This window comes from Streptomyces sp. MB09-01 (assembly GCF_033794505.1).
Classification (GTDB): domain Bacteria; phylum Actinomycetota; class Actinomycetes; order Streptomycetales; family Streptomycetaceae; genus Streptomyces.
In genome coordinates this window covers 1-23,203 of sequence record NZ_JARAYQ010000128.1, presented here as the reverse complement: position 1 = coordinate 23,203, position 23,203 = coordinate 1, and the positions used below count along the sequence as shown (strand labels likewise).

Sequence of the window (23,203 nt, the reverse complement as noted above, 5' to 3'; positions counted from 1 at the left end):
CGCCAAGCCCGCCAAGGACAGCGCCGCCTACACCGGCACCTACGACAACCCGTACTACGGCAAGGCGACCGTGACGGCCGACGACAAGGGCGCGCTGACCCTCGCCCTCGGCCCCAAGCCGATGCTCTTCCCGCTCACCCACTACGACGGCGACACCTTCAGCTTCGAGACCACCGGCGAGATGGCGGCCGGCCGCACCGGCGTGACGTTCGCAGACGGCACGGTCCGCGTCGAGTCCCTCGATGCGAACCACCTGGGCACCTTCACCGAGCAGTAGGCCGCATAGCCCGTCCCCGATGAGACGCAGAGTCCAGCCCCCCCCTCGCCCCTCATCCAGCGCGCCGGCATCGACCCGGTCCGGCTGCGGCTGCCGCCCGACCCGGAGGGAAGTCGGCCGGATCTCGGCGACTGCCTCGCCGCGCACTACGCGGGCGGAGCCGGCGCCGAGGCCATCGCCCGCCTGCTGGACGCCGGCCCGGTGCTCGGCCCGGGCGGGCCTCATGACCCGCCGCCTCGCAGCCCCGGCGCGAGCGTGAACGGCCCCGAGGGTTCCTTGACCAGCCAGCCCCTGTCCGCCATTCGAGCCGCCTTCGACCGGACGCCCTCGACCTTCGCGGGCACGCGCTCCAGGCCGAGCACCGAAGTAATCTCCCCGCAGGTCAACGCCGCCTCCGCGGCGGCCAGGACCCTGACGATCTGCTGATAGTCCGGCGACAGCGCCGACACCTCAAGACCTTCCCGCCATACCGGCACCACCGACCCCGACCCCGGCATCGCCCCGCCCTTCGGCGTCGGCGTCGACGCCGGGGCAGTGTTCTCCGCAACCGGCACGGCAGCCTCCTCGACGTCAGCACCACCGCCCGAACCAGCGAGAACCTCGGCGAGAACCTCCCGCGCAGTCACGAACCGCTCCCAGAACAGCTCCGCGTCGCGCAGCTCGGCAAGGACCCGATCGGCTTCCTCGCGCAGCACCTCAACCCGCTGCCGGGCACCCCGTTCCCGCTCCTCCAGCAAACCGACCACCGACGGCATTCCCGAAGCTCCACCCGAGACGACACGACATGTCCTCTCTGCCACGGAACCCACGGCACCATGCCTGACCAGCAGAAAGTCGGCGATTAGGTACGGAAAGACAACAGCCTCTCAGTTCTGGCCTCAACGGACGAGCAGATGACATCGACTGGACCCTGTCGGTCGATTCCACCGTCGTCCGGGCCCACCAGCACGCCGCCGGAGCAGTCAAAAAAAAGGGGGGCGGCTGGACGCCGGGAGCCAGTCGATCACGCACTCGGACGCTCCCACGGAGGCCTGAGCACCAAGGTCCACCGTGCGGCCGACGGCCGGGCCCGGCCCCTGGCCTTCACCGTCACCGCGGTCGGCCAGAACAGCGTCGCGCCATCCGGGCCCGTCTACGACACCGGGGAATCCGCGCGGTCATCCCGCAGCCGTCCGATCAGATCGGCCACCGCCAACGGCGAGGCCGTCAAGGCGGGCGCCCACCCGGCTTCGACCGCGAGGCCCACAAGCAACGGAACACCGTCGAACGCTGCATCAACCGCCTCAAACAGTGACGCGGCCTGGCCACACGAACCGACAAACTCGCCATCGCCTACCAGGCCGCACCCACCTCGCCGGCATCCTCATCTGGACCCGACACTGACCAAAGAGACAGAACCTAAGCGACCGGATCGATGACCACGATCGGGATCTCGCGGTCCGTCCTGGCCTGGTACTCGTCGTACGCGGGCCAGTGCTTGACCATCACCGGCCAGTACGCGGCGCGCTCCTCGGGAGTGGCGGTACGGGCCGTGCCCTGCATGACCTTCGGGCCGACCTGGATGCGGACCGTGGGGTGCTCGGACAGGTTCCGGTACCAGAGCGGGTGCGCCGGGTCACCGCCCTTGGACGCGACGACCAGGTAACGGCCGTCGGCCTCACCGTAGATGAGCGGGGTGCGGACCGGCTTGCCCGACACCCGGCCGAGGGTGGTGAGCAGGAGGGTCTGGGTGCCGTTCCAGTACTGGCCCTCGGAGCCGCCCGAGCCCACGTACAGCTTCACGTGGTCCGACTGCCAGGTGCCCTCCTTGGGGTCGGTCGGGTCGTCCCAGTCGACGTCGATGGTCATCGGATCCGCCTGCCTTCGTGTTGAACGGTCAACGAACCTCACCAACGAGTCCCAACGCCCGCGGGCACGGTGCGCATTCCGTCCGGGAGCGCGAATCCGTCGAACAGCGCATCCATCGCCCGGTGCGCGGCGCGCGCCGGGGTGGCGCGGACGGCGAGATCGCGGGCGGCCACGGCCAGCGGATGGGTGAGGGCGGCGATCCGGCCCGCACGGCGGGCGCGGACGCGGATGGCGTCGGTGCGCGCACAGCGGGCAGTGCTGTAGGCGGTGAGAGCGGCCGGAACGCCCGAGGCGGCGGCCCCGTCCAGGAGATGGGCGAGGACCGCGGCGTCCTCCACGGCCTGGCAGCCGCCCTGGCCCAGGTTGGGGGTCATGGCGTGGGCGGCGTCGCCGAGCCAGGCGAGGCGCCCGTGGTGGAAGCGGGGGAGCGGCGCCGCCAGGTCGTACAGGTCGTGCTGGAGCACGGCGGCCGGGTCGATCCGCTCCAGCAGGGCCGGGATCGGGTCGTGCCAGGTGCCGTAGCGGCGCAGGAGCTCGGTGCGCACGTCGGCGGGGCGGTACCCCTCGGGGGCTACGGCGGTGGCGTAGACGTAGATCCGGCCGTCGGCGAGCGGGACGACGCCGAAGCGCTCGCCGCGGCCCCAGGTCTCGGCGGTGGCCGCCTCGGCGCGGCCCGCGGCGGCGGGCAGGACGGTGCGCCAGGCCGTCTCGCCGCTGTGGCGGAGGCCGGGGTGGTCCGGGAAGTACTGGCGCCGCAGCGGGCTGTTGATGCCGTCGGCGGCCAGTACCAGGTCGGCCCCCGCCAGGTCGCCGGCCGAGGTGCGGACGACGGGGGAGCCCTCCGGGTCGTCCACCGTGGCGACCGCGACGCCGTACCGCACCGAGCCTTCGGGGAGCGCGTCGGCCAGGGCGTCGGCGAGGGCCGAGCGGTGTACGGCGAGCGGCGGCCCGCCGTAACGGGCGGCCAGCGCGGCGGTGTCGGCGCGGCTCAGCCAGCGGCCGTCCGCGCGGCGCAGGCCCATCGCGGCGGGCACGGCACGGCCCACCGCGCGGGTGATGTCGAAGCCGATGGCGTCGAAGGCGCGCAGGGCGTTGGGGGCGAGGACGATCCCGGCGCCGACGGCGCTCGGCCCGGGCGCCCGCTCGCACACGGTGACCCGCCAGCCCCGTCGGTGCAGGGCCACGGCCGCGGTGAGCCCGCCGATCCCCGCGCCTGCCACGACCGCGTGACGCTGAGGTGCCGACATGTGCATCCCCTTCTCTTCGCTCTTCCCCGCCCTCTACAGCTGTAGAGTCCGATACCCCTCACTCTACAGCTGTAGAGTGAGGGGATGTCCACCCCCCGCCAGAGCGCACACATCACGGACCGCAGGACGCTGATCGCCGACACGGCTATCGGCCTCGTGGCCGCCACCGGCCTCCGTGGACTGACCCACCGCGCGGTCGACGGCGCGGCAGGGCTGCCGGCGGGCAGCACCTCGTACTACTTCCGTACGCGAACGGCCCTGATCGGCGCCTGCTACCAGCGGCTGGCCGAGCTGGACCTCGGGGACGTGGACCTCGGCGACCTGGACCTCGGGGACCTCGACGGCGAGAGCCCGTCCGCGCTCCCGGCGCTGGACCGGGAGGCGGCCGCGGCCGCGCTGGCCGGACTGCTGCACCGCTGGCTGACGGTGGGGCGCGAGCGTCAGCTGGCCCGCTTCGAACTCAGCCTGGAGGCGGCCCGCAACCCCGCGCTGGAGGCGGACTTCCTCCGGGCGGGACAGGGGCCCCGGGCCCGGGCCGCGGGCATCCTCGCCGCACTCGGGGCCGACCGGCCCGAGGGGGCCGCCGAGCTGCTCGTCGCCTGGACGGACGGGCTCCTCTACGACCGGCTGGCCGGCGCCCTGGCCCGGTCCCGCGTGGCCCCGGACCCGGCCGAACTCGCCTCCGTCGCCCGCCGGATGATCGACGCGGCCCTCGCGCACCCCGGTTAGGATCCGGTCGTGATCGCTGAACTGCAGTGCGTGGTCCTGGACTGTCCCGATCCGCGGGTGCTGGCCGAGTTCTACCGGTCCCTGCTCGGCGGAAACGTCAACCAGCCCGACCGGCGCTGGGCGGTGGGTGAGGGCTGGGCGACCCTCCACGCACCGTCGGGTCAGGTCCTCGCCTTCCAGCGCGCGGCGGACCATCAGCCCCCGCGCCGGCCGGACCCCGCCCGGCCGCAGCAGATCCACCTGGACCTCGGCGTCCCGGACCTCGACCGCGCCCAGGAGCAGGCGCTGGCGGCCGGAGCCAGGCTCCTCGACGGGGGCGCGGACGGGCGGAGCTGGCGGATCTTCGCGGACCCGGCGGGCCACCCCTTCTGCCTGGTCCGCCACTAGACGAGTAGTTCCAAATGCTGGCGGTCTGTTCGGAGACGCAGGGAAGGTGTCCAAGATCGTTGTGTGACGAACGAGCGCCTGGACACCCTCATCACCGGACTGTATGTGAAGTTTGACGACGAGATCGGAGAGCCCCGACGCCTGGGCCGCCCGCCGCTGTTGAGCGACTCCGAGCTGGTCTGTCTGGCCGTGGCGCAGGCCCTGCTGGGTTTCACCTCGGAGGCCCGCTGGCTGCGCTTCGCCCGCGCTAATCTGGGCTCGATGTTCCCGTACCTGCCCAAGCGGCCGGGATACAACAAGAGGCTGCGGGCCGCGCTGCCGCTGGTCAAGGAAGCGATACGACTGCTCGCGGTGGACACGGACTTCTGGTTCGACAACCACTGGATCGTCGACTCCACGCCGGTGCCGTGTGGCATGTCGCGGCCCACGGTGAAGCGGTCACAGATGGCCGGCTGGGCCGGATACGGGTACTGCGCCTCGCACTCGCGGTTCTTCTGGGGCCTGCGTTTGTATCTGGCATGCACACCGACTGGGATGCCGGTCACCTGGGCCCTGGCGAACCCGAAGATCGACGAGCGGGAGGTGCTGGCCGCGATGCTGGACCGCGAACCGCACCTGGTTGCCGACCGGCCCAGCCTGCTGATCATCGCGGACAAGGGTTTCGCCTCCAAAGAGTTCGAAACCGCTCTCGCCTTCCAGGGCGCCGAGCTGCTCCGCCCCTCGTTCAAGCGGGAGAAACGCCGTAATGGCGAGGCCCTGCTGAAATCGGTGCGGCAGCTGATCGAATCGGTCAACGACACTCTCAAGGGCCAGCTTGACCTGGAACAGCACGGCGGACGCACCTTCGAGGGAGTCGCCGTCCGCGTCGCCCAGCGCATCCTCGCCATGGCCGCAGCGATCTGGCACAACCACAAGACCGGCGCACCGGTCCTGCGGTCGCTGACCGCATTCGATCACTGAGATACACGATCGGCCGCAGTCGACCTCGACGAGGACGCCGAAGGTTGACCGGGCCAAGGTGACGACCACCACCTTGGCTCCCGGCATCGGGCGCCCTGCGTCGCTGCGGTCGGCTGCCGAGTGGGTGACAGCCTCAGGAGTAGGTGAGCCGGAAGATGTCGTTCAGAAGCCAGTACGATTTATCGTCCGGAATCAGGTGGAACGTCTGTGTGAACTGCAGCGCACGCGGCTCGTCGTCAATAAGCACTTCGCCGTTGACCAGGATGAGGACAGCGCCGGGGACGATGTTGGTGGGCTGCGCGTCGAAGGTGCTGATGCGGTGCTGAGTCTTCAGGAACGAGTTCGTCAGCTTCTCCATGATGGACTCCCGGCCCAGGCGGGCCTCGCCCTCAAAGTGCAGCATGGATTGCTCTCTGTAGTACTTTGCCAGCCCCTCTCGCTGGTTGTCGAACGTATGGCAGTAGTGGTCCGCGAAGTTCTTAGCGATCGTGTCGATGTCAGCACCCATAGGCACATCGTAACCGTTCGGTCACTTACTGTGGGCAGGAACTGTTGGCTCGGCCTGACCTCCCGGAGCCAACTTTCGTTCAGCGACCTGGCCACGGCTCTGGGGGATGCCGCAGGCTGCCGCCGAGGACTCCTCCGGCTTTCAGACCGGCAACCCCTGCCCCTGCCCTACTCGCTCTTGGACAGCGAACCCGCGCGAGAAGCCCGGCAATCGCCAGGATGACCGCGCGGGGTTCCTGCTGAACGATGCCCAGGATTCTGGAACCTGCGCGCTTCGCAGGCACCCAGAGCTGAGTTGGCAGATGGAGGTGAAGGCTTTCCGTCCGCTCGGCGGGTATACACGTGTCCGTTCCGCTGGAGGCGGCGTGCGGTGGCTCGTGACCGGCGCGCTCGTGCGCCCGGGCTTACGCTCGTGGCGCCAGGCGCGCTCGTACCCTCTGCGCGCCGGCCAGAACGACACATCCCCCTGTCCTCGGCCACGCCGTCGTCATTACTGAGCCGAACACATCGGAACTACTCGTCTAGGGCCTGTATCGAAAGTATTTTCTAGGAGATCGTCAGGCTGCCCGGCTACGGTGCGGGCATGGTGAACTTCGTGCTGGTTGCAGGTGCACGGCTCGGGGCGTGGGCGTGGGGCGAGGTGGTGCCGTATCTGCGCGCGGCTGGCCACGGCGTCTATCCGTTGACGCTGTCCGGTCTTGCTGACAAGCGGGGTGTACCGGCGGGGCAAGCGACTCACGTCCAGGACATCGTTGCCGAGGTAGAACGCCAGGGTCTGCGTGACGTAGTCCTGGTGGGTCACAGCTACTCGGGCATCCCGGTAGGTCAGGCCGCGGAGCGGATCGGTGACCGACTGGCCCGCGTGGTATTCGTCGACTCAAGTGTTCCAACTGACGGCGAGTCGTTTGTCTCCGCCTGGCCGGACGGCGGGGCGGCAGTGGAGGCATCGATCGCCGAGAGCGGAGGGTTTTGGCCGCTCGCGCCAGCTGCTCATTACGATGGCGAAGGTCTCACCGATGAGCAGATCGCACGCCTCGTGCGTGGCTCGACGCCTCACCCAGGTGCCACGCTGACCGAGCCCGCTGTGCTGGCGGGGCCGCTCGGTGAACTTCCGGCGACATACATCCTGTGCGTGATGCCGGGGGCCGAGCCCGATGACGCCGAGCCCGACGATGATGTGGCCGAGCTGCTGAACAGCAAGCGCTGGCGGCTGGCCAAGATGGACACCGGTCATTGGCCGATGTTCTCCCAGCCGCGCGAGCTGGCGCAGATTCTCCTCAATGCTGCCGTGGAGTGAGAGCACCTCCACGCCTTCGGGCTCGTTTTGAACGCGCTTGATGTGTGCTGGTCACAGTCATTCACCGATGGCCGCTATGAGGACGGTCGCCTCATAGCGGACCGGTTGCTTGTCGTATCGCGTGGCGACGGCGCGGTACCTCTTGAGGCGGTTGATCCCACACTCGACCGCGTGGCGCTCACGGTAGTCGACTGGGTCGAACTTCGGCGGCCGGCCGCCGCGAGAGCCGCGCTGCTTGCGGTGGCGCGCCTGATCGACCTTGTCCGGGATGGTGCAGCGGATCCCCCGGCGACGCAGGTAAGCGCGGTTCTTGCGGGGGGCGTACGCCTTATCGGCACGCACCCGATCGGGACGGACGCGCGGCCGGCCCGGCCCGATGCGGGGCGCGCGGACCTTCCTCAGCACGGGTTCGAACTGCGGCGAGTCGCCGCGCTGCCCGGCTGCTACCACGATCGACATGGGCTTCTGGTCCTGCTCGACGGTCAGGTGCACCTTGGTGGTGAACCCGCCGCGCGAGCGTCCCAGTCCATGATCTCGGGGCTCGGTGAAGACACCACCCGGCGGTTCCCTCTGAAGGTCACCCTGCTTCCGGGCTCCAGTCGCGTGCTGATGGGCGCGGCACACCGTGGAATCGACGCTCAGCTCCCACGCGATCGCCCCGCCTTCGTCCCCATCGGCAACAACGGCTCCAACACCGCCCACTGTTCATCAGTGAGATCACCCCGCCCCATGAACGGAGATCATTCATGGAGAAAGATCCACTTTCGATACAGGCCCGAGCGGCGGTGTCGGGGATGCGGGCGTCGGGTGTCCGGCCTCCCGTGTCCGGGCGTCCCGTGTCCGACGTCGGACCCCGCCCGCACCGTTCAAGATCATCAGATGCAAAATGTCCGTATGCTGATACCGAACACGCCGAAGACGGCAGCGATCGACGATGCAGGGCTGACAGCCGCTCCCTGGCCCGGGCCTTCGACGACGACCCGATGATGCGCTGGTTCTTCCCCGACGACTCCTCGCGCGAGGCGTCACTGGGCAGTTACTTCACGACGCTCTTCACCCGGCAGTACGTCTCCAACGCCGTGTGCGAGTTCACCGAGGCCGCGGCGGCCTTCTGGGTGCCGCCGGAGACACAGGCCAAGGCCGTTCCCGACGCGGAAACCATCCAGCAGCTGCGGACCATCCTCGGCGACCGGGCCGAGCTGTTCGGGGCGGCCGTCGAGGCGGCCGCCCAGCACACGCCCCGGGCACCGCACTGGTACCTCGCGGTGATCGGCGCCGACCCCGCCGCCCAGGGCACGGGCCAGGGGGCCGCCCTGCTGCGCTCGGGCCTGGCCAAGGCCGACGCCGCGGGCCTGCCGGCCTGTCTGGAGTCCTCCAAGGCGGACAACCTTCCCTTCTACGAGCACTTCGGCTTCACCGTGCGCGAGGAAGTCCGGCTGCCCGGAGGCGGCCCGACGCTGTGGGCGATGCGCCGCGAACCGCAGCCGGCCGGCGCCCGGGCGGCGTGACGCACCGGGGCGAGCGGCCCCGTCCGACTGCGTACGGATGACCGCTCGCCCCGGCCCGCCGAGCGCCCCGCGTCGTCCGCTCGGCCACGGCGCCGGCGCGTGTACCCCAGGGGCCGCCTTGCGCCGTAGGCTGCATCCCGCACGGGACGGACGGGAGGCTGGGATGGCCGAGACGGTGTTGACCGGGACGGCGGTGGCCGAGGTGATGGCCGAGCTGGCCGCACTCGAGGACCCGAAGGCGCGCGCCGTGAACGAGAAGCACGGCGACGACCACGGTGTGAACCTCGGCGAGCTGCGCGCGCTCGCGAAGCGGCTGAAGACGCAGCAGGAACTCGCGGTCCGGCTCTGGGAGACGGACGACACCGCGGCGAGACTGCTGGCGATCCTGATCTGCCGCCCGAAGGCGTTCGGGCCTGACGAGCTGGACACCATGCTGCGCGGGGCCCGCACACCCAAGGTGCACGACTGGCTCGTGAACTACGTCGTGAAGAAGAACCCGCACCACGAAGAGCTGCGTGCCGCCTGGTCCGCCGACCCGGATCCGGTGGTCGCGAGTGCCGGCTGGGCGCTGACCACCGAACGCGTCGCGAGGAAGCCCGAGGGCCTCGACCTCGCCGGACTGCTCGACGTCATCGAGACGCAGATGAAGGACGCCCCGGAGCGCCTGCAGTGGGCGATGAACCACTGCCTGGCCCAGATCGGGATCGAGCACCCCGAGTGCCGCACGCGTGCCATCGACCTCGGTGAGCGCCTCGAAGTGCTCAAGGACTACCCGACCTCTCCGGGCTGCACCTCTCCGTTCGCACCGGTCTGGATCACCGAGATGGTGAGCCGCCGGCAGGACGCGTAGCGCCCCCTGGGTCCTGTCTCTAGGCGCCGGTTCCCGTGCGGGCGCCGTACTTTCCGCCGCGGGACGCCAACTCCTTGATCACGGCGGCGGTGCGTCCGGTGACGTACGCACGCCGGAGGGAGTCGTCGGCGCGGGTGAACTGGCCCACCGCGTCCTTGCGTCCGAGCGTGACGGCCCGCGCGAGGTAACGCAGGGAGTACGGCTCGGGCTGGCGGCCCTCGCTCAGGCGGGCCAGCGTGTCGACCGCGTGAGCCGCCTGCGGCGTGGCGAGGGCGCAGGCGAAACGGGCCCCGGGTACGGCCGCGCAGTCGCCCACGACGAAGATCCGTTCGTCGTCGACGCTCCGCAGGTACGCGTCCACGACCGCACGGCCCTCCGCATCGACCTCGAGGCCGCTGCGTGCCGCGAGGTCGGGGACGCCCGACACGATCGCCCACAGGGTCAGGTCCGAGGCGAACCCCGCTCCCGACCGAAGGCGCACCACGCCGTCGGCGACCGCCGTGACGCCGTCGTCCACGACGGCGACCCCCAGCCGCTCCAGCCCGGACCGGACCCGCTGGAACGCCCGGTGGGAGAAGTCCCGGCCGACCGACGACCCGACGATCCGCACCTGGAGGTCAGGCCTCGCCTCGGCCACCTCCGCCGCCGTCTCCACGCCCGTGGCACCGCCCCCGATGACCGTGACCGTGCTGCCCGCGGGGAGGGCGGCGAGTGCCACGCGGGCCCGCTCGGCGCCCTCCCACGTGCCGACCGGGACGGTCCCCGGCATCGGCCGCACCGTGCTGCCCACGGCGAGGAACGCGTAGTCGAAGTCGAAGCTCGCCCCGTCGTCGAGGACGAGGCTGCCGTCTCCGATCCTGTCGACCGTGCCGACCCGCGAAGCGATCCCGTCGCGCAGCATCGACGCGAGGGGCGCCGCCGCGACGGCGGTTCCCGCGATCTGCTGGTGCAGCCGTACGCGCTCCACGAAGTCGGGGCGCGGATTGATCACCGTGATCTGGGCGGTCTTCACCTTCTTGGCGATCCGGTTCGCCGCAAGCATGCCCGCGTAACCGGCGCCCACCACTACCACCTTCATGTCGGCCTCCTGCCTCGGTGACTGGTCGGACATGAGATGCCGGCGGGCCGGGCCCTGTGACATCCCTTCGGCGTGTCGCGCGTCACAGCGGGCGAGGTGTCACAGGACGGCGGGACCCGGTGTCTTGTGGGCGGCACGGTCGAGAGCCATGAGACAGAAGAAGCAGAAGAAACCGAAGAAACAGGAGATACGGCATGAGCGAGGACGATCGCCGTCCCGACCCCGCCACCGAGGCGTTCGTCACCCACCGCAACCTGCTCTTCACCGTCGCCTACGAGATGCTCGGGTCGGCCGTGGACGCGGAGGACGTCCTCCAGGAGACCTGGCTGCGCTGGGCGGCCGTCGATCTCGACACGGTGCGCGAGCAGCGTGCGTACCTGGTCCGGATCACCACCCGGCAGGCCCTCGGCCGGCTGCGCACGCTCGGCCGGCGCAAGGAGTCGTACGTCGGCCCCTGGCTGCCCGAGCCGCTGCTCACCGCGCCGGACGTGGCCGAGGACGTCGAGCTGGCCGACAGCATCTCGATGGCGATGATGCTGGTTCTCGAGACGCTCGCACCGACCGAGCGGGCGGTGTTCGTACTGCGCGACGTCTTCGACCTCGGGTACGAGGAGATCGCGGAGGCCGTGGACAAGAGCCCTGCCGCGGTCCGGCAGATCGCCCACCGGGCGCGGGCGCACGTGGCCGCGCGCCGTCAGCGCGGTGTCGTGTCCACGGCCGAGACCCGGGCCGCGCTCGGGGCCTTCCAGCGGGCCGTGGAGACGGGAGACCTGCAGGCCCTCGTCGACCTCCTCGCGCCGGACGTCGTCGCCCTGAGCGACGGCGGAGGCATCAAGCAGGCCATGCCCCGGCCCACCGTGGGAGCCGAGAAGGTCGCCCGCCTGCTGGCCGCCGGCGTGGCGGCGTGGGGACCCGTGTCGACGCTGGAGCCGGCCCAGATCAACGGCCATCCGGCGCTGATCGTGCGGATCGACGGGGAGATCGACCTGGTCGTGGCCATGCGGATGGACGATGGGGTCGTCACCGGCATCTACACCGTGCGCAACCCCGAGAAGCTGACCCGCATGGACCGGGAGACCGTGGTGAGCCGCTGAGTCCGGGGACCCCGTCGACGACCGCGCCCACGTCGCCTCGCCCACGCCTAGTCCGCGGAGCGGGTCCAGCCGGTGGCTTCGAGGCGGACGGCGTCGGCGGGGCGGTCTTCCGAGAAGAGGAGGCGGGCCGGTTCCGACACGCGGATGACGTCCACGTAGATCCCGCGGCCGACGTAGCGGCCGGTCGCGGCGTGGCGGAAGCGCAGGCGTACCTCCCGGCCCGGCCCGGCGCCGGTGAGGGGGGCTTCGAGGCGGTGCCAGATGCGGCCGGACCAGCCGCTCACCGAGCCGCGTGGCCATTGCTCGGGCACGCCGCCGGTGGACCGGAGGGTGCTGAAGGGCAGCGGTTCCCAGCGCTCCCCGTCGGATGAGGCCTCCAGGTGCAGGGCGCCCTCGCCGGGCACGGTGTCCCACCACACCGCGCAGCGCAGCCGGGCCCCGTCCGTGGCCGGGGTGAGCGGCGGGAGGGTGAGCGTGCCGGAGGCGCCCGGCTCGATCCCGGAGAACCAGGCCGCGCCGCCGTGCCGGGTGCGGACCGGGACGGCGCGGGCGAAGCGGTTGCCGGCGGCGACGCGCGGCGCGCTGCCGGCCCGCCAGGTGCGCACGGGGTGGACGGAGTTGCCGAGCAGGATCAGGAAGGAGTCGGTGGAGGGGTCGAGGACCAGGGAGGTGCCGGTGAAGCCGGTGTGCCCGGCGGAGTGCGGGGTGGCCATGGCGCCCATGTACCAGTGCTGGTAGAGCTCGAAGCCGAGGCCGTGGTCGTCGCCCGGGAAGGCGGTGTTGTAGTCCGTGAAGAGCAGCTCGACGGAGGACGGGCGCAGGATGCGCTTGCCCGCGTAGACCCCGCCGTCGAGGAGGGTGCGGGCGAGGACGGCCAGGTCCCAGGCGGTGCCGAAGACGCCGGCGTGGCCCGCGACGCCGCCGAGCGCGTACGCGTTCTCGTCGTGGACCTCGCCCCACACCAGCCCGCGGTCCAGGCCGGACCAGGGCGGGCGCTGTACCTCGGTGGCGGCGGTGACCCGGCGCCAGGAGAGCGGTGGATTGTAACGAGTGCGGTGCATCCCGAGTGGAGCAGTGATCTCGTCGCGGAGCAGGACATCCAGAGTGCGACCGGTGATCTGTTCCAAGAGCAGCTGGAGGGTGATCAGGTTCAGGTCGGAGTACCGGTAGACCGTTCCCGGAGTCTCCTGGGGCCTCACCGACCACAGCAGCCTCAGGCGACCCTCCCGCGTGGACTCCTTGTAGAAGGGCGCCCAGGAACGCAGCCCCGAGGTGTGCGTGAGCAGTTGACGGACCGTGATCACCTCCTTGCCGCCCCCCGTGAACTCCGGCAGGTACCGGCGCACCGGAGCCTCCAGCTCCAAGTGCCCCCGTTCCATCTGCTGCACGGCCAGGATGGAGGTGAACAGCTTGGTCAGCGAGGCCAGATCGAAGACCGTGTCCTCGGCCATCGCGATCCGCTCGGCCGCCGGGAACTCCCGGACCCGGTCGGTCCGCCCGTCGTAGTCCGCGTAGCGCACGGCCTCGCCCATGGCGCGGTGCAGGGCGATGGTGCGGCCCCGGCCCGCGAGGACCACCGCACCGGCGTAGTAGGGGTGTTCGGGGGAGGGGCCGAGGAACCGCCGGGCCTCGTCCGCGACCCCTTCGAGGTGCTTCTCCAGCAGGCCGGCCTGGCGTGCGGATCCGTACCGCAGCCGCAGGCCCTGGAGGGCGCGTCGCTCGGCCGGGTTGCCCGAGGCCCCGGCGGCGGCGCCGGGGAGCGCGGCGTGCAGGACGAGCACCCCGCCGAGCGCGAGCAGTCGCGCCCCGAGCCGGCGGCGGCTCAGCCCCCGCCCCGGCTCGCCCCCTCCTTCGCGCTCGTGCGGTTGCTCGAGGCCGGTGCCGCCCGTGCCGCCCGTCCGTTCCGTGCCGGCCTCCGCCACCGCTTCGGCCCCCGTGTCCGCTGCCATCCGGCCCTCCTCGTCCGCAACCCGCAACCCGCAACCCGCAACCCGCTGTCCGGCTGCGCGTCGTCCTCCGCCCGCATTCGTGCGGCCGGGGCCCCGGCACCTGCCGTGCGCGCGCCGGCAGGCGAACGGGCCCCGGGCCTCACGGATCTGCCCGGCGCGCCGCAGGCGATCCGCACGCTAGTGGTTATCTGCCCGCCCGTCGGGCACCCTCCGCACCGACCGGCCCGTAAAGAATCTGACACTGCATCAGAAAATCTCTTCCCTCGCGTGCCGGGCTGCGGCATCCTGCCGCCCATGGAGACGGAGCTGAGCAAGAAACTGGGAGTCGAGCACGCCATCTTCGGCTTCACGCCCTTCCCGGCGGTCGCCGCGGCCATCACCCGCGCGGGTGGCTTCGGCGTACTCGGTGCGGTCCGCTACACCGCTCCCGACGACCTCAAACGCGACCTCGACTGGATGCAGGCGCACACCGACGACAAGCCCTACGGCCTCGACGTCGTCATGCCCGCCAAGAAGGCCGTCGACGGCATCAGCGAAGCCGACATCGAGGCGATGATCCCGGCCGGGCACCACGCCTTCGTCCGCGACACCCTCGCCAAGCACCACGTGCCCGAGCTAGCCGAAGGCGAGGCCTCCGGCTGGCGCATCACGGGCTGGATGGAGCAGGTCGCCCGCAACCAGCTCGACGTCGCCTTCGACTACCCCATCAAACTCCTGGCGAACGCCCTCGGTTCCCCGCCCGCCGACGTCATCTCCCGCGCCCACGACCACGGCGTCCTCGTCGCCGCCCTCGCCGGCAGCGCCAAGCACGCCCGCCGCCATGCGGAAGCCGGCATCGACATCGTCGTCGCCCAGGGCTACGAAGCCGGCGGCCACACCGGCGACATCGCCACCATGGTCCTGGTCCCCGAGATCGCCGAAGCCGTCGCCCCGCTCCCGGTCCTCGCCGCCGGCGGCATCGGCAGCGGCCAGCAGATCGCCGCCGGACTCGCCCTCGGCGCCCAGGGTGCCTGGCTCGGTTCCCTGTGGCTCACCACCACCGAGGCCGACCTCCACTCGCGCGCCCTCACCGAGAAGCTGCTCGCCGCGGGCTCCGGCGACACCGTCCGCTCCCGCGCCCTCACCGGCAAACCCGCCCGCCAGCTCCGCACCGAGTGGACCGACGCCTGGGACGACCCGGAGGGCCCGGGCGCGCTGCCCATGCCGCTCCAGGGCCTGCTCGTCGCCGAGGCCGTCTCCCGGATCCAGAAGTACGAGGTCCAGCCGCTGCTCGGCACCCCTGTCGGCCAGATCGTCGGACGGATGAACAGCGAACGCAGCGTCCAGGCCGTCTTCGACGACCTCACGACCGGGTTCGAGCGCGCCATCGACCGCATCAACCGCATCGCCGGCCGAGTCTGAGAGGCGTGAGCAGCATGACCGACAACCAGTTGCCCAACGGGTTCTGGGCGCAGGCCGCCGCAGACCCCGAGCGCACCGTCCTCGTCACCCCCGAAGGCGAGGAGTGGACCGCCGGCCGGCTGCACGCCGACGTCAACCGCCTCGTCCACGGCCTGCGCGCCGCCGGCCTGCAGCAGGGGGACGTCTTCGCCGTCGTCCTCCCCAACGGCGTCGAGTTCCTCACCGCCTACCTCGCCGCCTCCCAGGCCGGCTTCTACCTCGTCCCCGTCAACCACCATCTCGTCGGCCCCGAGATCGCCTGGATCGTCTCCGACTCCGGGGCCAAGGTGCTCGTGGCCCACGAACGCTTCGCCGACGCCGCCACCGCCGCGGCCGACGAGGCCGCCCTCCCCGCGAGCCACCGATACGCCGTCGGCGCGGTCGCGGGCTTCCGCCCGTACGGGGACCTCCTCGCCGGGCAGCCCGGGACGGTCCCCGGGGAGCGCACCCTCGGCTGGGTCATGAACTACACCTCCGGCACCACCGGCCGCCCGCGCGGGATCCGCCGCCCGCTGCCCGGCAAGCTCCCGGAGGAGACCTACCTCGGGGGCTTCCTCGGCATCTTCGGCATCCGCCCCTTCGACGGCAACGTCCACCTGGTCTGCTCGCCGCTCTACCACACGGCCGTCCTCCAGTTCGCGGGCGCCGCCCTGCACATCGGGCACCCGCTGGTCCTGATGGACAAGTGGACCCCGCAGGACATGCTGCGCCTGATCGACCGGCACGCCTGCACGCACACCCACATGGTGCCCACGCAGTTCCACCGGCTGCTGGCGCTCCCCCAGGAGACGAAGGACGCCTACGACGTCTCCTCGATGCGGCACGCCATCCACGGCGCCGCGCCCTGCCCCGACCACGTCAAACGGGCGATGATCGACTGGTGGGGCGGCTGCGTGGAGGAGTACTACGCGGCGAGCGAGGGCGGCGGCGCCTTCGCGACCGCCGAGGATTGGCTGAAGAAGCCGGGAACCGTGGGCAAGGCCTGGCCGATCAGCGAACTGGCCGTCTTCGACGACGTCGGCAACCGGCTGCCCGCCGGGGAACTGGGCACCGTCTACATCAAGATGAACACCGGCGGCTTCAGCTACCACAAGGACGAGGGCAAGACGAAGAAGAACCGCATCGGCGACTTCTTCACCGTCGGCGACCTCGGCCTGATGGACGAGGACGGGTACCTCTTCCTCCGCGACCGCAAGATCGACATGATCATCTCCGGCGGGGTGAACATCTACCCCGCCGAGATCGAATCGGCCCTGCTCACCCACCCGGCCGTCGCGGATGCCGCCGCCTTCGGCATCCCGCACGCCGACTGGGGCGAGGAGGTCAAGGCGGTCATCGAACCGGCCGAGGGCTTCGTCGCGGGCGACGCGCTCGCCGCGGAGATCCTGCACCACTGCGAACGCCAACTCGCCGGCTACAAGCGCCCCAAGACGGTCGACTTCATCGAGACGATGCCGCGCGATCCGAACGGCAAGCTCTACAAGCGGCGGCTGCGCGACCCTTACTGGGAGGGCCACGACCGGGCCATGTGATCGCGCGGGCTCCGGCCGATCGGGGTAATCGGGCTGATCCGCTGATCCCGCTGATCCCGCTCGTCCCGCCGGTCCCGCTCGTCCCGCTGATTCCGCGTCACCAGGAGGTGAAGTCGTAGACCCCCGTGCAGTAGGGGTCCTCGGCCTCCGAGGTGTTCCAGTCGAGCTCGTCGCGTACGAGGGAGGGCAGCGCCGCCATCGTCCCGGTGAACCCCCCTCGTACGGCTCCCTCCTCGTCCCGCAGCGCGATGTCCACACCGATCCGTCCGGCCGGCCCGGCAGCCGAGGCGGCACCCGCCGTCCGGTCGACGTACAGCCGTACCGTGGCGGGGGCGACCAGCAGGAAACCGGCGAGCAGCAGCTCGGGCTCGGGATCCGGGTCCTCGCCGTAGTACCCGATCATGGAGACGGCGGCGTGGAGCGCGTCGGTGAGGTCGTACGCGGGCTCCTCCAGGAACCGCCGGGTCGCGGCGCGGGCGTCGACGACCGGGATGCCCAGGCCGTCCGTGGCCCGGGCGGCGGCCGGGTCGGGTCCGGCGGCGGCCAGCTGCCGCAGCACCGCGGCGATGACGCTCCACGGGACGTTGCAGTCGTAGGAGGCGTCGACCAGAGGCAGGTCGTAGGCGACCGAACTGTCCAGGTCGCGGCCGTCCCACAGGACCACGCGGGTGGTGTCCGGGCATTCCGGCGGCTGCACCACCCCGCGTACGGGCCGGCCCGCGCCCCCGGCGGCGCCCTCGGCCCCGGGTGCCGGGGAGACGTGGCGCTGCAACGCCCGGACCGCGACGCGGTGCAGCCGGTTCAGGTCCTCCCCGGTCCAGGGCGAGGGTGCGTCCGCTGAGGTCATGCCCCATTCTGCGGCGCCGTGCCGGTATTTCCGGGGACACCGCACCAGACGCCACGCCCCGCCTGAGGCTCCGCCACCCCCGTCACGCCCGCCGCGCGTGACGCGGACGACACCGCATCAGAGGGGCATTTCTGGCAAGTTTGCTTATATGAGTACGGCTACCCGCAGATCCGCCCTGACCGACTGGACCCTCGTGGTCCCCCTGGTGGCGCTCGTCGCGCTCGTCCTCAGCTGGGGACGCGACCTGCCCGCGCTCGGGGTGGTGCTGGTCGCGCTCTGCCTCGCGGGCGCGGTACTGGCGGCCGTCCACCACGCCGAGGTCGTCGCCCACCGGGTCGGGGAACCGTTCGGCTCCCTCGTGCTCGCCGTCGCGGTCACCGTCATCGAAGTGGCCCTCATCGTCACCCTGATGGCCGACGGCGGGGACAAGACCTCCTCGCTCGCCCGGGACACGGTCTTCGCCGCCGTCATGATCACCTGCAACGGCATCGTCGGCCTGTCCCTCTTCGTCAGAGCCCTGCGCAACCGGGTCGCGGTCTTCAACCCCGAGGGCTCCGGCGCGGCCCTCGCCACCGTCGCGACCCTCGCCGTCCTCAGCCTGGTGCTGCCGACCTTCACCACGAGCAAGCCCGGCCCGGAGTTCTCCACCGCCCAGCTGACCTTCGCCGCCATCGCCTCGCTCGCCCTGTACGGCCTGTTCGTCGCCGTCCAGACGGTCCGTCACCGGGACTACTTCCTGCCCGTGGAAACCGAGCGGCCGGCCGACGGCCCGGGCGGCCCGGGCGAGAAAGAGGACCACGCCGCCCCGCCCACCGCCCGCGCCGCCCTGATCAGCCTCGGCCTGCTGGTGGTCGCGCTCGTCGCGGTGGTCGGCGACGCCAAGGCCGTCTCCCCGACCATCGAGAAGGGCGTCGCCGACGCCGGCCTGCCCAACGCCGTCGTCGGTGTGATCATCGCCCTGCTCGTCCTGCTGCCCGAGACCCTGGCCGCCGTCCGCGCCGCCCGCCGCGGCCGTGTCCAGACCAGCCTCAACCTGGCCTACGGCTCCGCCATCGCCAGCATCGGCCTGACCATCCCGGCCATCGCCCTGGCCTCGATCTGGCTCTCCGGCCCTCTCTTGCTGGGCCTCGGTCCGGTCCACATGGTGCTGCTCGCCCTGACCGTCGTGGTCAGCGCCCTCACCATCGCCCCCGGCCGCGCCACCCTGCTCCAGGGCGGCGTGCACATCGTTCTGCTGGCCGCCTACCTCTTCCTGGCCGTCAGCCCCTGAGGACCGGCGGCCAGGAGGAGGGCGCGGTCAGCGCCGCTCGCGGGCCCAGACCACCTTCAGCTGCGGGGAGGTGAGGATGTCCCGTTCACAGAACCGAGCCGTGACCCAGCGCTCCTGGGAGAACAGCCGGGTCTGGTCCGCGGAGTACGGCGAACCGGGGTTCGAGGACTGGCCGTACGTCAGCAGGGTGCGCGCCACCGGGCAGTGGCCGCGGTCCCAGCCGACCGCCTGGATGTGGCTGGAGCCGTGGGTGACCTCCGGGTAGCCGCCGGCCGCCGCGTTCCACGGCGCCTCGATCTTGTTCCAGACGCCGAGCGCCTCCGTGCCGCCGCCCACCGGCAGCTTCTGCCCGCCCCGCACCACGAACTGGTGCTCGCCCAGCGGGGCGTCCAGGGCGATCCCGGCGGCCCTCAGCTCGGCCACCGCGTCCGCGAGCGCCCGCCCGAGGCCCGGCGCCGCCCCGTTGAGCGTATGGGGAGTGCGTACGGGATCGGCCGCCGAGAACGGCACCAGCCACAGGTCCTTGGCCGCCGTCGAAGCCGTCAGCCTGCGCCAGAACCGGTCGAAGAGGAGCGCGCCGCGGCTGGCGCTGTCGGTCGTACGGTCCCAGCCCGCCAGGACCGGGCAGGCGGCCGAAACGTCCACCACGCTCCCGTCGCTGCCGGTGGCCGTGCCGCCCGGCAGTGCGGAGCAGGCCTTCGCCGCGTCCGCCGCCGCCAGATCGCCGGCCGGGACCCGGTTGGCGAACTGCTGCTCCTGGAGGTCGGACACGGTCAGCCGGCCCTTCGTGGCCATCGCCGAGACGTCCTCGAGTGCGCCGCGCGTGCGCATCGAGCGCGGGGTGGCGACGTTGCCCCAGACCCGCTCGTAGCCGGTCAGCGGCCGCTCCGCATGGGCCAGCCAGGCGCTGTCGTTGGAGTTCTCGGCGTACGGGGCGTCGCGCAGCGTCGGCGCCTTCGCGGGGCCGAAGACGCCCGGCTGCACCGCGTCCGGATCCGCGCCGAGCGCGCAGTCCGTGCGCGAGCCGTCCAGCACCGCCAGCCCCGAGGCCGGGTACGTGGCCCGGCCCAGCGGGGTGGAGCAGCGGGCCGCGAGCTCGTCGGTGATCCGCGGGAGCACCTGCGACTGGGTGAAGAGGGTGCCGCCCGCGGAATCGGCGGCCACCGTGTTGACCCAGGGCAGGCCCTGCGTGCGGGCCAGCGCGTCCTGGATCCCGGCGACCGAGCGGGCCTTGCCCATGGCCAGGGCGGTGTCGGAGCCGCGCAGGTTCGCCGCGTTGGGATCGTTCAGTGCGTACGCCGTGCCGGCCGTCCAGGGCAGCGGCAGGCCCGGGCCGAGGTTCGAGACGACCGGTCCGTAGCGCGTCCACCACTGGGTACGGGTGACCGGATCGCCGTCGGACACCGGAACGGTGACGGTCCGCCGGGTCATCCCCTCCGGCTTGCCGTCGACCAGGTAGGCGGTCGGGTCGGCGGGGTCGAGGGCGAGCTGGTGCAGGCTGACGGGCGTGCCGGTGGCCACGGTGTGGCTCCACGCGACCTTCTCGTTGAAGCCGATGTTGACCACGGCGGTGCCGAGGAGGGAGCCGCCCGAGACGTTCAGCTTGCCCGGGATGGTCTGCTGCGACTGCCAGAAGCGGCGCCCGCCCTGCCACGGATAGTGCGGGTTGCCGAGCAGCAGTCCGCTGCCGCTCGCCGTGGTGGAACCCGCGAAGGCCACCGCGTTGGAGCCCATGTCGTACCGGCCGGTGTCGAAGAAGTCGCGCGCCGCTTGGGCCGCCGTCGCCGGATCGGGCTCGGCGGCCGGGCCGCGGGCCGGCGCCGGCGCGCCGGGCGCCGCTGCGGCGGGTGGCTGCGCACCCGGAGGTCGTGCGGCGGGCGGCTGCGCGGCGGTGATGCCGTCGATGCCGCGTCCCTGGCCGCCGAGGACGGAGACCGCGAAGCCGCGGGCGGCCACGTCGGTGGGGGTGACCGGGCGGACCCAGGCGGCCCCCTTGCAGGCGGGGTCGGTGATCCCGTTCTGGGCGAGCCAGGCGTTGTACCCGGCGGCCCAGCCGCGCATCAGCTCCTTGAGGTCCTTGGTGGGACCGGCCGGGGCAGGGGTCGCCAGCAGCCTCTCCACAGTGCCGGACTCGCGGACGCCCTTGAAGTACAGGTCGCTGGCGAGGTTGCGGGTCGCGGAGGAGAGGGATCCGTCGGGTGCGGCGTCGGGGCCGAACCAGCGCGAACGCTCACCGGCGACGGTCACGAACCCGTCGGCGAGGACACAGACCTGGTCGGCCGCCTGGGCCCAGCCGGTGCCGAAGCCGAGCTGGGCGTAATCGCGGGCGAGGATGTGGGGGATGCCGTTCTCGGTGTAACGGATGACGGCGGACAGACCGCCGCCGGCCGGTATCCGGTCACCGGTCGCCGCCGAGGCCTGCGGCATCGCGGCCGTCGCGGCGAGCAGCGCGGCGCCGGTGAGGGCGACGCGGCGGAGTATCGGACGGGTGCCGAGGTGCAAGGTGCCTCCCAAGTAGCCTGCGGATGGGCATGGTTGCCCGTGGGACAGGCGGTGCGTCCGTGCACCCACACTCATGCAGGCGGTCCGATGATCTGTCAACATCCCGTTCGGTATCCCGGTCATTGACCTTGGGAGTGCGGGGACGAGGATCGCGCCATGACGGCAGCGCGAGCAGGGCGGGCGGAGCAGGCGGGGTCGGCGGAGCAGGCCGTGGAGGAAGGACGGCCGGTGCGGGCCGTGCGGCACAACACGGTCGACGGGCTGGTGCGCGACACGGCGCGACGGGTTCCCGGCCGCCTCGCCGTCCGCTACCGCGACCGGAGCTGGACGTACGCGGAACTCGACGCCGCCGTCACCACCGGCGCCGCCGTCCTGCGGGAGCGGTACGGGCTGGCCGAGGGCGACCGCGTCGCCACCTTCGCCCACAACTGCGACGCCTATCTCCTCGCCTTCCTCGCCTGCGCCCGGGCCGGGCTCACCCACGTTCCGGTGAACCAGAACCTCACCGGCGAGGACCTCGCGTACATCCTGGACGACTCCGAGAGCGCCCTGGTCCTCGCCGACCCGGACCTGGCCGGCCGGATCCCCGGCGGACGTCCCGTACGGCTGCTGCGCGACGCCCCCGGCTCCTTCCTCGCGGAACTGGCCGACCCGCTGGCCTTTGAACCCGACGCGGACCCGGGGCGGCTGGCGCAGCTGCTCTACACCTCGGGGACCACCGCCCTGCCCAAAGGCGCGATGATGACCCACCGGGCCCTCGCCCACGAGTACGAGAGCGCGATCGAGGCGCTGGACCTGGCCGAGGACGACCGGCCGGTGCACTCGCTGCCGCTGTACCACTCGGCGCAGATGCACGTCTTCCTGCTGCCGTACCTCGCGGTGGGGGCGCGCAACACCATCCTTGACGCGCCGGTCGCGGAGCAGGTCTTCGACCTGGTGGAGGCGGGGGAGGCGGACAGCCTCTTCGCCCCGCCCTCCGTGTGGATCGGCCTGGCCAACCACCCGGAGTTCGCGGTGCGCGAGCTGGGCGCGCTGAGGAAGGCGTACTACGGGGCCTCGATCATGCCGGTTCCGGTCCTGGAACGGCTGCGCGAGCGGCTGCCCGGCCTCGGCTTCTACAACTGCTTCGGTCAGAGCGAGATCGGCCCGCTGGCCACCGTGCTCGGGCCGGACGAACACGAGGGGCGGATGGACTCCTGCGGGCGGCCGGTGCGCCACGTGGAGGCGAAGGTCGTCGACGAGGACGGCAAGCACGTGCCGGACGGAACGGCGGGTGAGGTGGTCTACCGCTCACCGCAGCTGTGCCTCGGGTACTGGAACGACCCGGCGGCCTCGGAGAAGGCCTTCCGGGACGGCTGGTTCCGCTCGGGCGACCTCGCGGTGCGCGATGCGCAGGGGTACTTCACGGTCGTGGACCGGGTGAAGGACGTCATCAACTCGGGCGGGGTACTGGTCGCCTCGCGCCAGGTGGAGGACGTGCTCTACACCCACCCGGGGGTGGCGGAGGCCGCGGTGGTCGGGCTGCCGGACGAGCGGTGGATCGAGGCGGTCACGGCGGTCGTGGTCCCGCGCGGGGAAGTGACCGAGGCGGAGCTGCTGACGTACGCACGGGAGAAGCTGGCCCACTTCAAGGCCCCGAAGCGGGTGCTCTTCGTGGACACCCTCCCGCGCAACGCCAGCGGCAAGATCCTCAAGCGGGAACTCCGCGACCGCTTCGGCGACACCTCCGCCTCCTGAGCCCTGTCCCCTCGCTCCTCACCAGCGCGCCGCTCGCACCTTCGGACCACGACGCCCGAGGCAGCTCGGAGAGCATTGACGGGACGATCCTTGGGCCGTCCCTTTCGGATCGGGCGGGGACCCGGGCGCGCCGTCAGGGTGGTG

At 71.8% G+C, this 23,203-nt stretch carries 20 protein-coding genes and 2 pseudogenes; 13 read left to right on the top strand and 9 right to left on the bottom strand.

Features of this window, described 5'->3' with window-relative positions; translation table 11 throughout:
- Positions 1 to 277 (top strand): DUF3471 domain-containing protein (locus PV721_RS24960; RefSeq protein WP_319727905.1); only part of this gene is annotated, 277 nt, incomplete at its 5' end.
- 221 nt (positions 278 to 498) lie between these two features.
- Here the strand turns inward: PV721_RS24960 and PV721_RS24955 are convergent.
- Positions 499 to 1,032 (bottom strand): hypothetical protein, encoded by a 534-nt coding sequence (locus tag PV721_RS24955; protein WP_319727904.1) that lies wholly within the window; start codon positions 1,030 to 1,032, stop codon positions 499 to 501.
- Positions 1,033 to 1,175: 143 nt separating this feature from the next.
- Between PV721_RS24955 and PV721_RS24950 the strand changes: the two are divergent.
- A pseudogene (locus tag PV721_RS24950) lies at positions 1,176 to 1,660 on the top strand (IS5/IS1182 family transposase); the annotation flags it as partial.
- Positions 1,661 to 1,675: 15 nt separating this feature from the next.
- Here the strand turns inward: PV721_RS24950 and PV721_RS24945 are convergent.
- Together PV721_RS24945 and PV721_RS24940 are read right to left on the bottom strand one after the other, a co-directional pair.
- Entirely contained in the window at positions 1,676 to 2,125 is a 450-nt protein-coding gene (locus PV721_RS24945; protein WP_319727903.1) for a nitroreductase family deazaflavin-dependent oxidoreductase, read from the bottom strand.
- Positions 2,126 to 2,163: 38 nt separating this feature from the next.
- Positions 2,164 to 3,372, bottom strand: coding sequence for an FAD-dependent monooxygenase (locus PV721_RS24940; RefSeq protein WP_319727902.1), 1,209 nt, complete (start codon positions 3,370 to 3,372; stop codon positions 2,164 to 2,166).
- Positions 3,373 to 3,456: 84 nt separating this feature from the next.
- Here PV721_RS24940 and PV721_RS24935 point away from each other — a divergent pair, with 84 nt between their 5' ends.
- The 3 genes from PV721_RS24935 to PV721_RS24925 all read left to right on the top strand — a co-directional run bounded on the left by PV721_RS24935 (position 3,457) and on the right by PV721_RS24925 (position 5,448).
- Positions 3,457 to 4,101: a TetR family transcriptional regulator gene (locus PV721_RS24935; RefSeq protein WP_319727900.1), complete on the top strand. Its 645-nt coding sequence runs from the start codon at positions 3,457 to 3,459 to the stop codon at positions 4,099 to 4,101.
- 9 nt (positions 4,102 to 4,110) lie between these two features.
- Positions 4,111 to 4,488 (top strand): VOC family protein, encoded by a 378-nt coding sequence (locus PV721_RS24930; protein ID WP_319727898.1) that lies wholly within the window; start codon positions 4,111 to 4,113, stop codon positions 4,486 to 4,488.
- Positions 4,489 to 4,551: 63 nt separating this feature from the next.
- On the top strand, positions 4,552 to 5,448 hold the full coding sequence (locus tag PV721_RS24925; RefSeq protein ID WP_390080054.1) for an IS982 family transposase: 897 nt from the start codon (positions 4,552 to 4,554) through the stop codon (positions 5,446 to 5,448).
- A gap of 133 nt (positions 5,449 to 5,581) precedes the next feature.
- On the opposite strand, the gene PV721_RS24920 is transcribed toward PV721_RS24925, so the two are convergent.
- Complete coding sequence (locus PV721_RS24920) at positions 5,582 to 5,956, bottom strand: nuclear transport factor 2 family protein (RefSeq protein ID WP_319727896.1); 375 nt, start codon at positions 5,954 to 5,956, stop codon at positions 5,582 to 5,584.
- 582 nt (positions 5,957 to 6,538) lie between these two features.
- On the opposite strand from PV721_RS24920, the gene PV721_RS24915 reads away from it, so the two are divergent.
- Positions 6,539 to 7,252: an alpha/beta hydrolase gene (locus PV721_RS24915; RefSeq protein WP_319727894.1), complete on the top strand. Its 714-nt coding sequence runs from the start codon at positions 6,539 to 6,541 to the stop codon at positions 7,250 to 7,252.
- Between the two features lie 57 nt (positions 7,253 to 7,309).
- Here PV721_RS24915 and PV721_RS24910 read toward each other — a convergent pair whose 3' ends face one another.
- Positions 7,310 to 7,876, bottom strand: a complete 567-nt coding sequence (locus PV721_RS24910; RefSeq protein WP_416371177.1) for an IS5 family transposase — start codon at positions 7,874 to 7,876, stop codon at positions 7,310 to 7,312.
- 270 nt (positions 7,877 to 8,146) lie between these two features.
- Between PV721_RS24910 and PV721_RS24905 the strand changes: the two are divergent.
- Both PV721_RS24905 and PV721_RS24900 read left to right on the top strand, forming a co-directional pair.
- Positions 8,147 to 8,760 (top strand): annotated as a pseudogene (locus PV721_RS24905) (GNAT family N-acetyltransferase).
- 163 nt (positions 8,761 to 8,923) lie between these two features.
- On the top strand, positions 8,924 to 9,610 hold the full coding sequence (locus PV721_RS24900) for a DNA alkylation repair protein (protein ID WP_319727892.1): 687 nt from the start codon (positions 8,924 to 8,926) through the stop codon (positions 9,608 to 9,610).
- Between the two features lie 19 nt (positions 9,611 to 9,629).
- Here the strand turns inward: PV721_RS24900 and PV721_RS24895 are convergent, their stop codons facing one another.
- Positions 9,630 to 10,688 carry an NAD(P)/FAD-dependent oxidoreductase gene (locus PV721_RS24895; protein WP_319727890.1) on the bottom strand — a complete coding sequence of 353 codons (1,059 nt, stop codon included), beginning with the start codon at positions 10,686 to 10,688 and terminating at the stop codon, positions 9,630 to 9,632.
- A gap of 194 nt (positions 10,689 to 10,882) precedes the next feature.
- On the opposite strand from PV721_RS24895, the gene PV721_RS24890 reads away from it, so the two are divergent.
- Positions 10,883 to 11,782, top strand: coding sequence for an RNA polymerase sigma-70 factor (locus PV721_RS24890; RefSeq protein ID WP_319727888.1), 900 nt, complete (start codon positions 10,883 to 10,885; stop codon positions 11,780 to 11,782).
- A gap of 47 nt (positions 11,783 to 11,829) precedes the next feature.
- Here the strand turns inward: PV721_RS24890 and PV721_RS24885 are convergent, their stop codons facing one another.
- The gene (locus tag PV721_RS24885; RefSeq protein WP_319727887.1) at positions 11,830 to 13,731 is read right to left on the bottom strand and encodes a serine hydrolase domain-containing protein; all 1,902 of its coding nucleotides are present in this window, start codon (positions 13,729 to 13,731) and stop codon (positions 11,830 to 11,832) included.
- A gap of 294 nt (positions 13,732 to 14,025) precedes the next feature.
- On the opposite strand from PV721_RS24885, the gene PV721_RS24880 reads away from it, so the two are divergent.
- Positions 14,026 to 15,132, top strand: coding sequence for a nitronate monooxygenase family protein (locus tag PV721_RS24880; protein ID WP_319727885.1), 1,107 nt, complete (start codon positions 14,026 to 14,028; stop codon positions 15,130 to 15,132).
- Between the two features lie 14 nt (positions 15,133 to 15,146).
- Positions 15,147 to 16,703, top strand: coding sequence for an acyl-CoA synthetase (locus tag PV721_RS24875; RefSeq protein WP_319727909.1), 1,557 nt, complete (start codon positions 15,147 to 15,149; stop codon positions 16,701 to 16,703).
- 97 nt (positions 16,704 to 16,800) lie between these two features.
- On the opposite strand, the gene PV721_RS24870 is transcribed toward PV721_RS24875, so the two are convergent.
- Positions 16,801 to 17,550, bottom strand: coding sequence for a hypothetical protein (locus PV721_RS24870; protein WP_319727884.1), 750 nt, complete (start codon positions 17,548 to 17,550; stop codon positions 16,801 to 16,803).
- A gap of 148 nt (positions 17,551 to 17,698) precedes the next feature.
- Here PV721_RS24870 and PV721_RS24865 point away from each other — a divergent pair, with 148 nt between their 5' ends.
- Positions 17,699 to 18,820 (top strand): ionic transporter y4hA, encoded by a 1,122-nt coding sequence (locus tag PV721_RS24865; RefSeq protein ID WP_319727883.1) that lies wholly within the window; start codon positions 17,699 to 17,701, stop codon positions 18,818 to 18,820.
- 27 nt (positions 18,821 to 18,847) lie between these two features.
- Here PV721_RS24865 and PV721_RS24860 read toward each other — a convergent pair whose 3' ends face one another.
- Complete coding sequence (locus tag PV721_RS24860; RefSeq protein ID WP_319727882.1) at positions 18,848 to 21,322, bottom strand: penicillin acylase family protein; 2,475 nt, start codon at positions 21,320 to 21,322, stop codon at positions 18,848 to 18,850.
- A gap of 156 nt (positions 21,323 to 21,478) precedes the next feature.
- Between PV721_RS24860 and PV721_RS24855 the strand changes: the two genes are divergently transcribed.
- The gene (locus PV721_RS24855; RefSeq protein ID WP_416371176.1) at positions 21,479 to 23,059 is read left to right on the top strand and encodes a fatty acyl-CoA synthetase; all 1,581 of its coding nucleotides are present in this window, start codon (positions 21,479 to 21,481) and stop codon (positions 23,057 to 23,059) included.
- Positions 23,060 to 23,203: the final 144 nt, after the last annotated feature.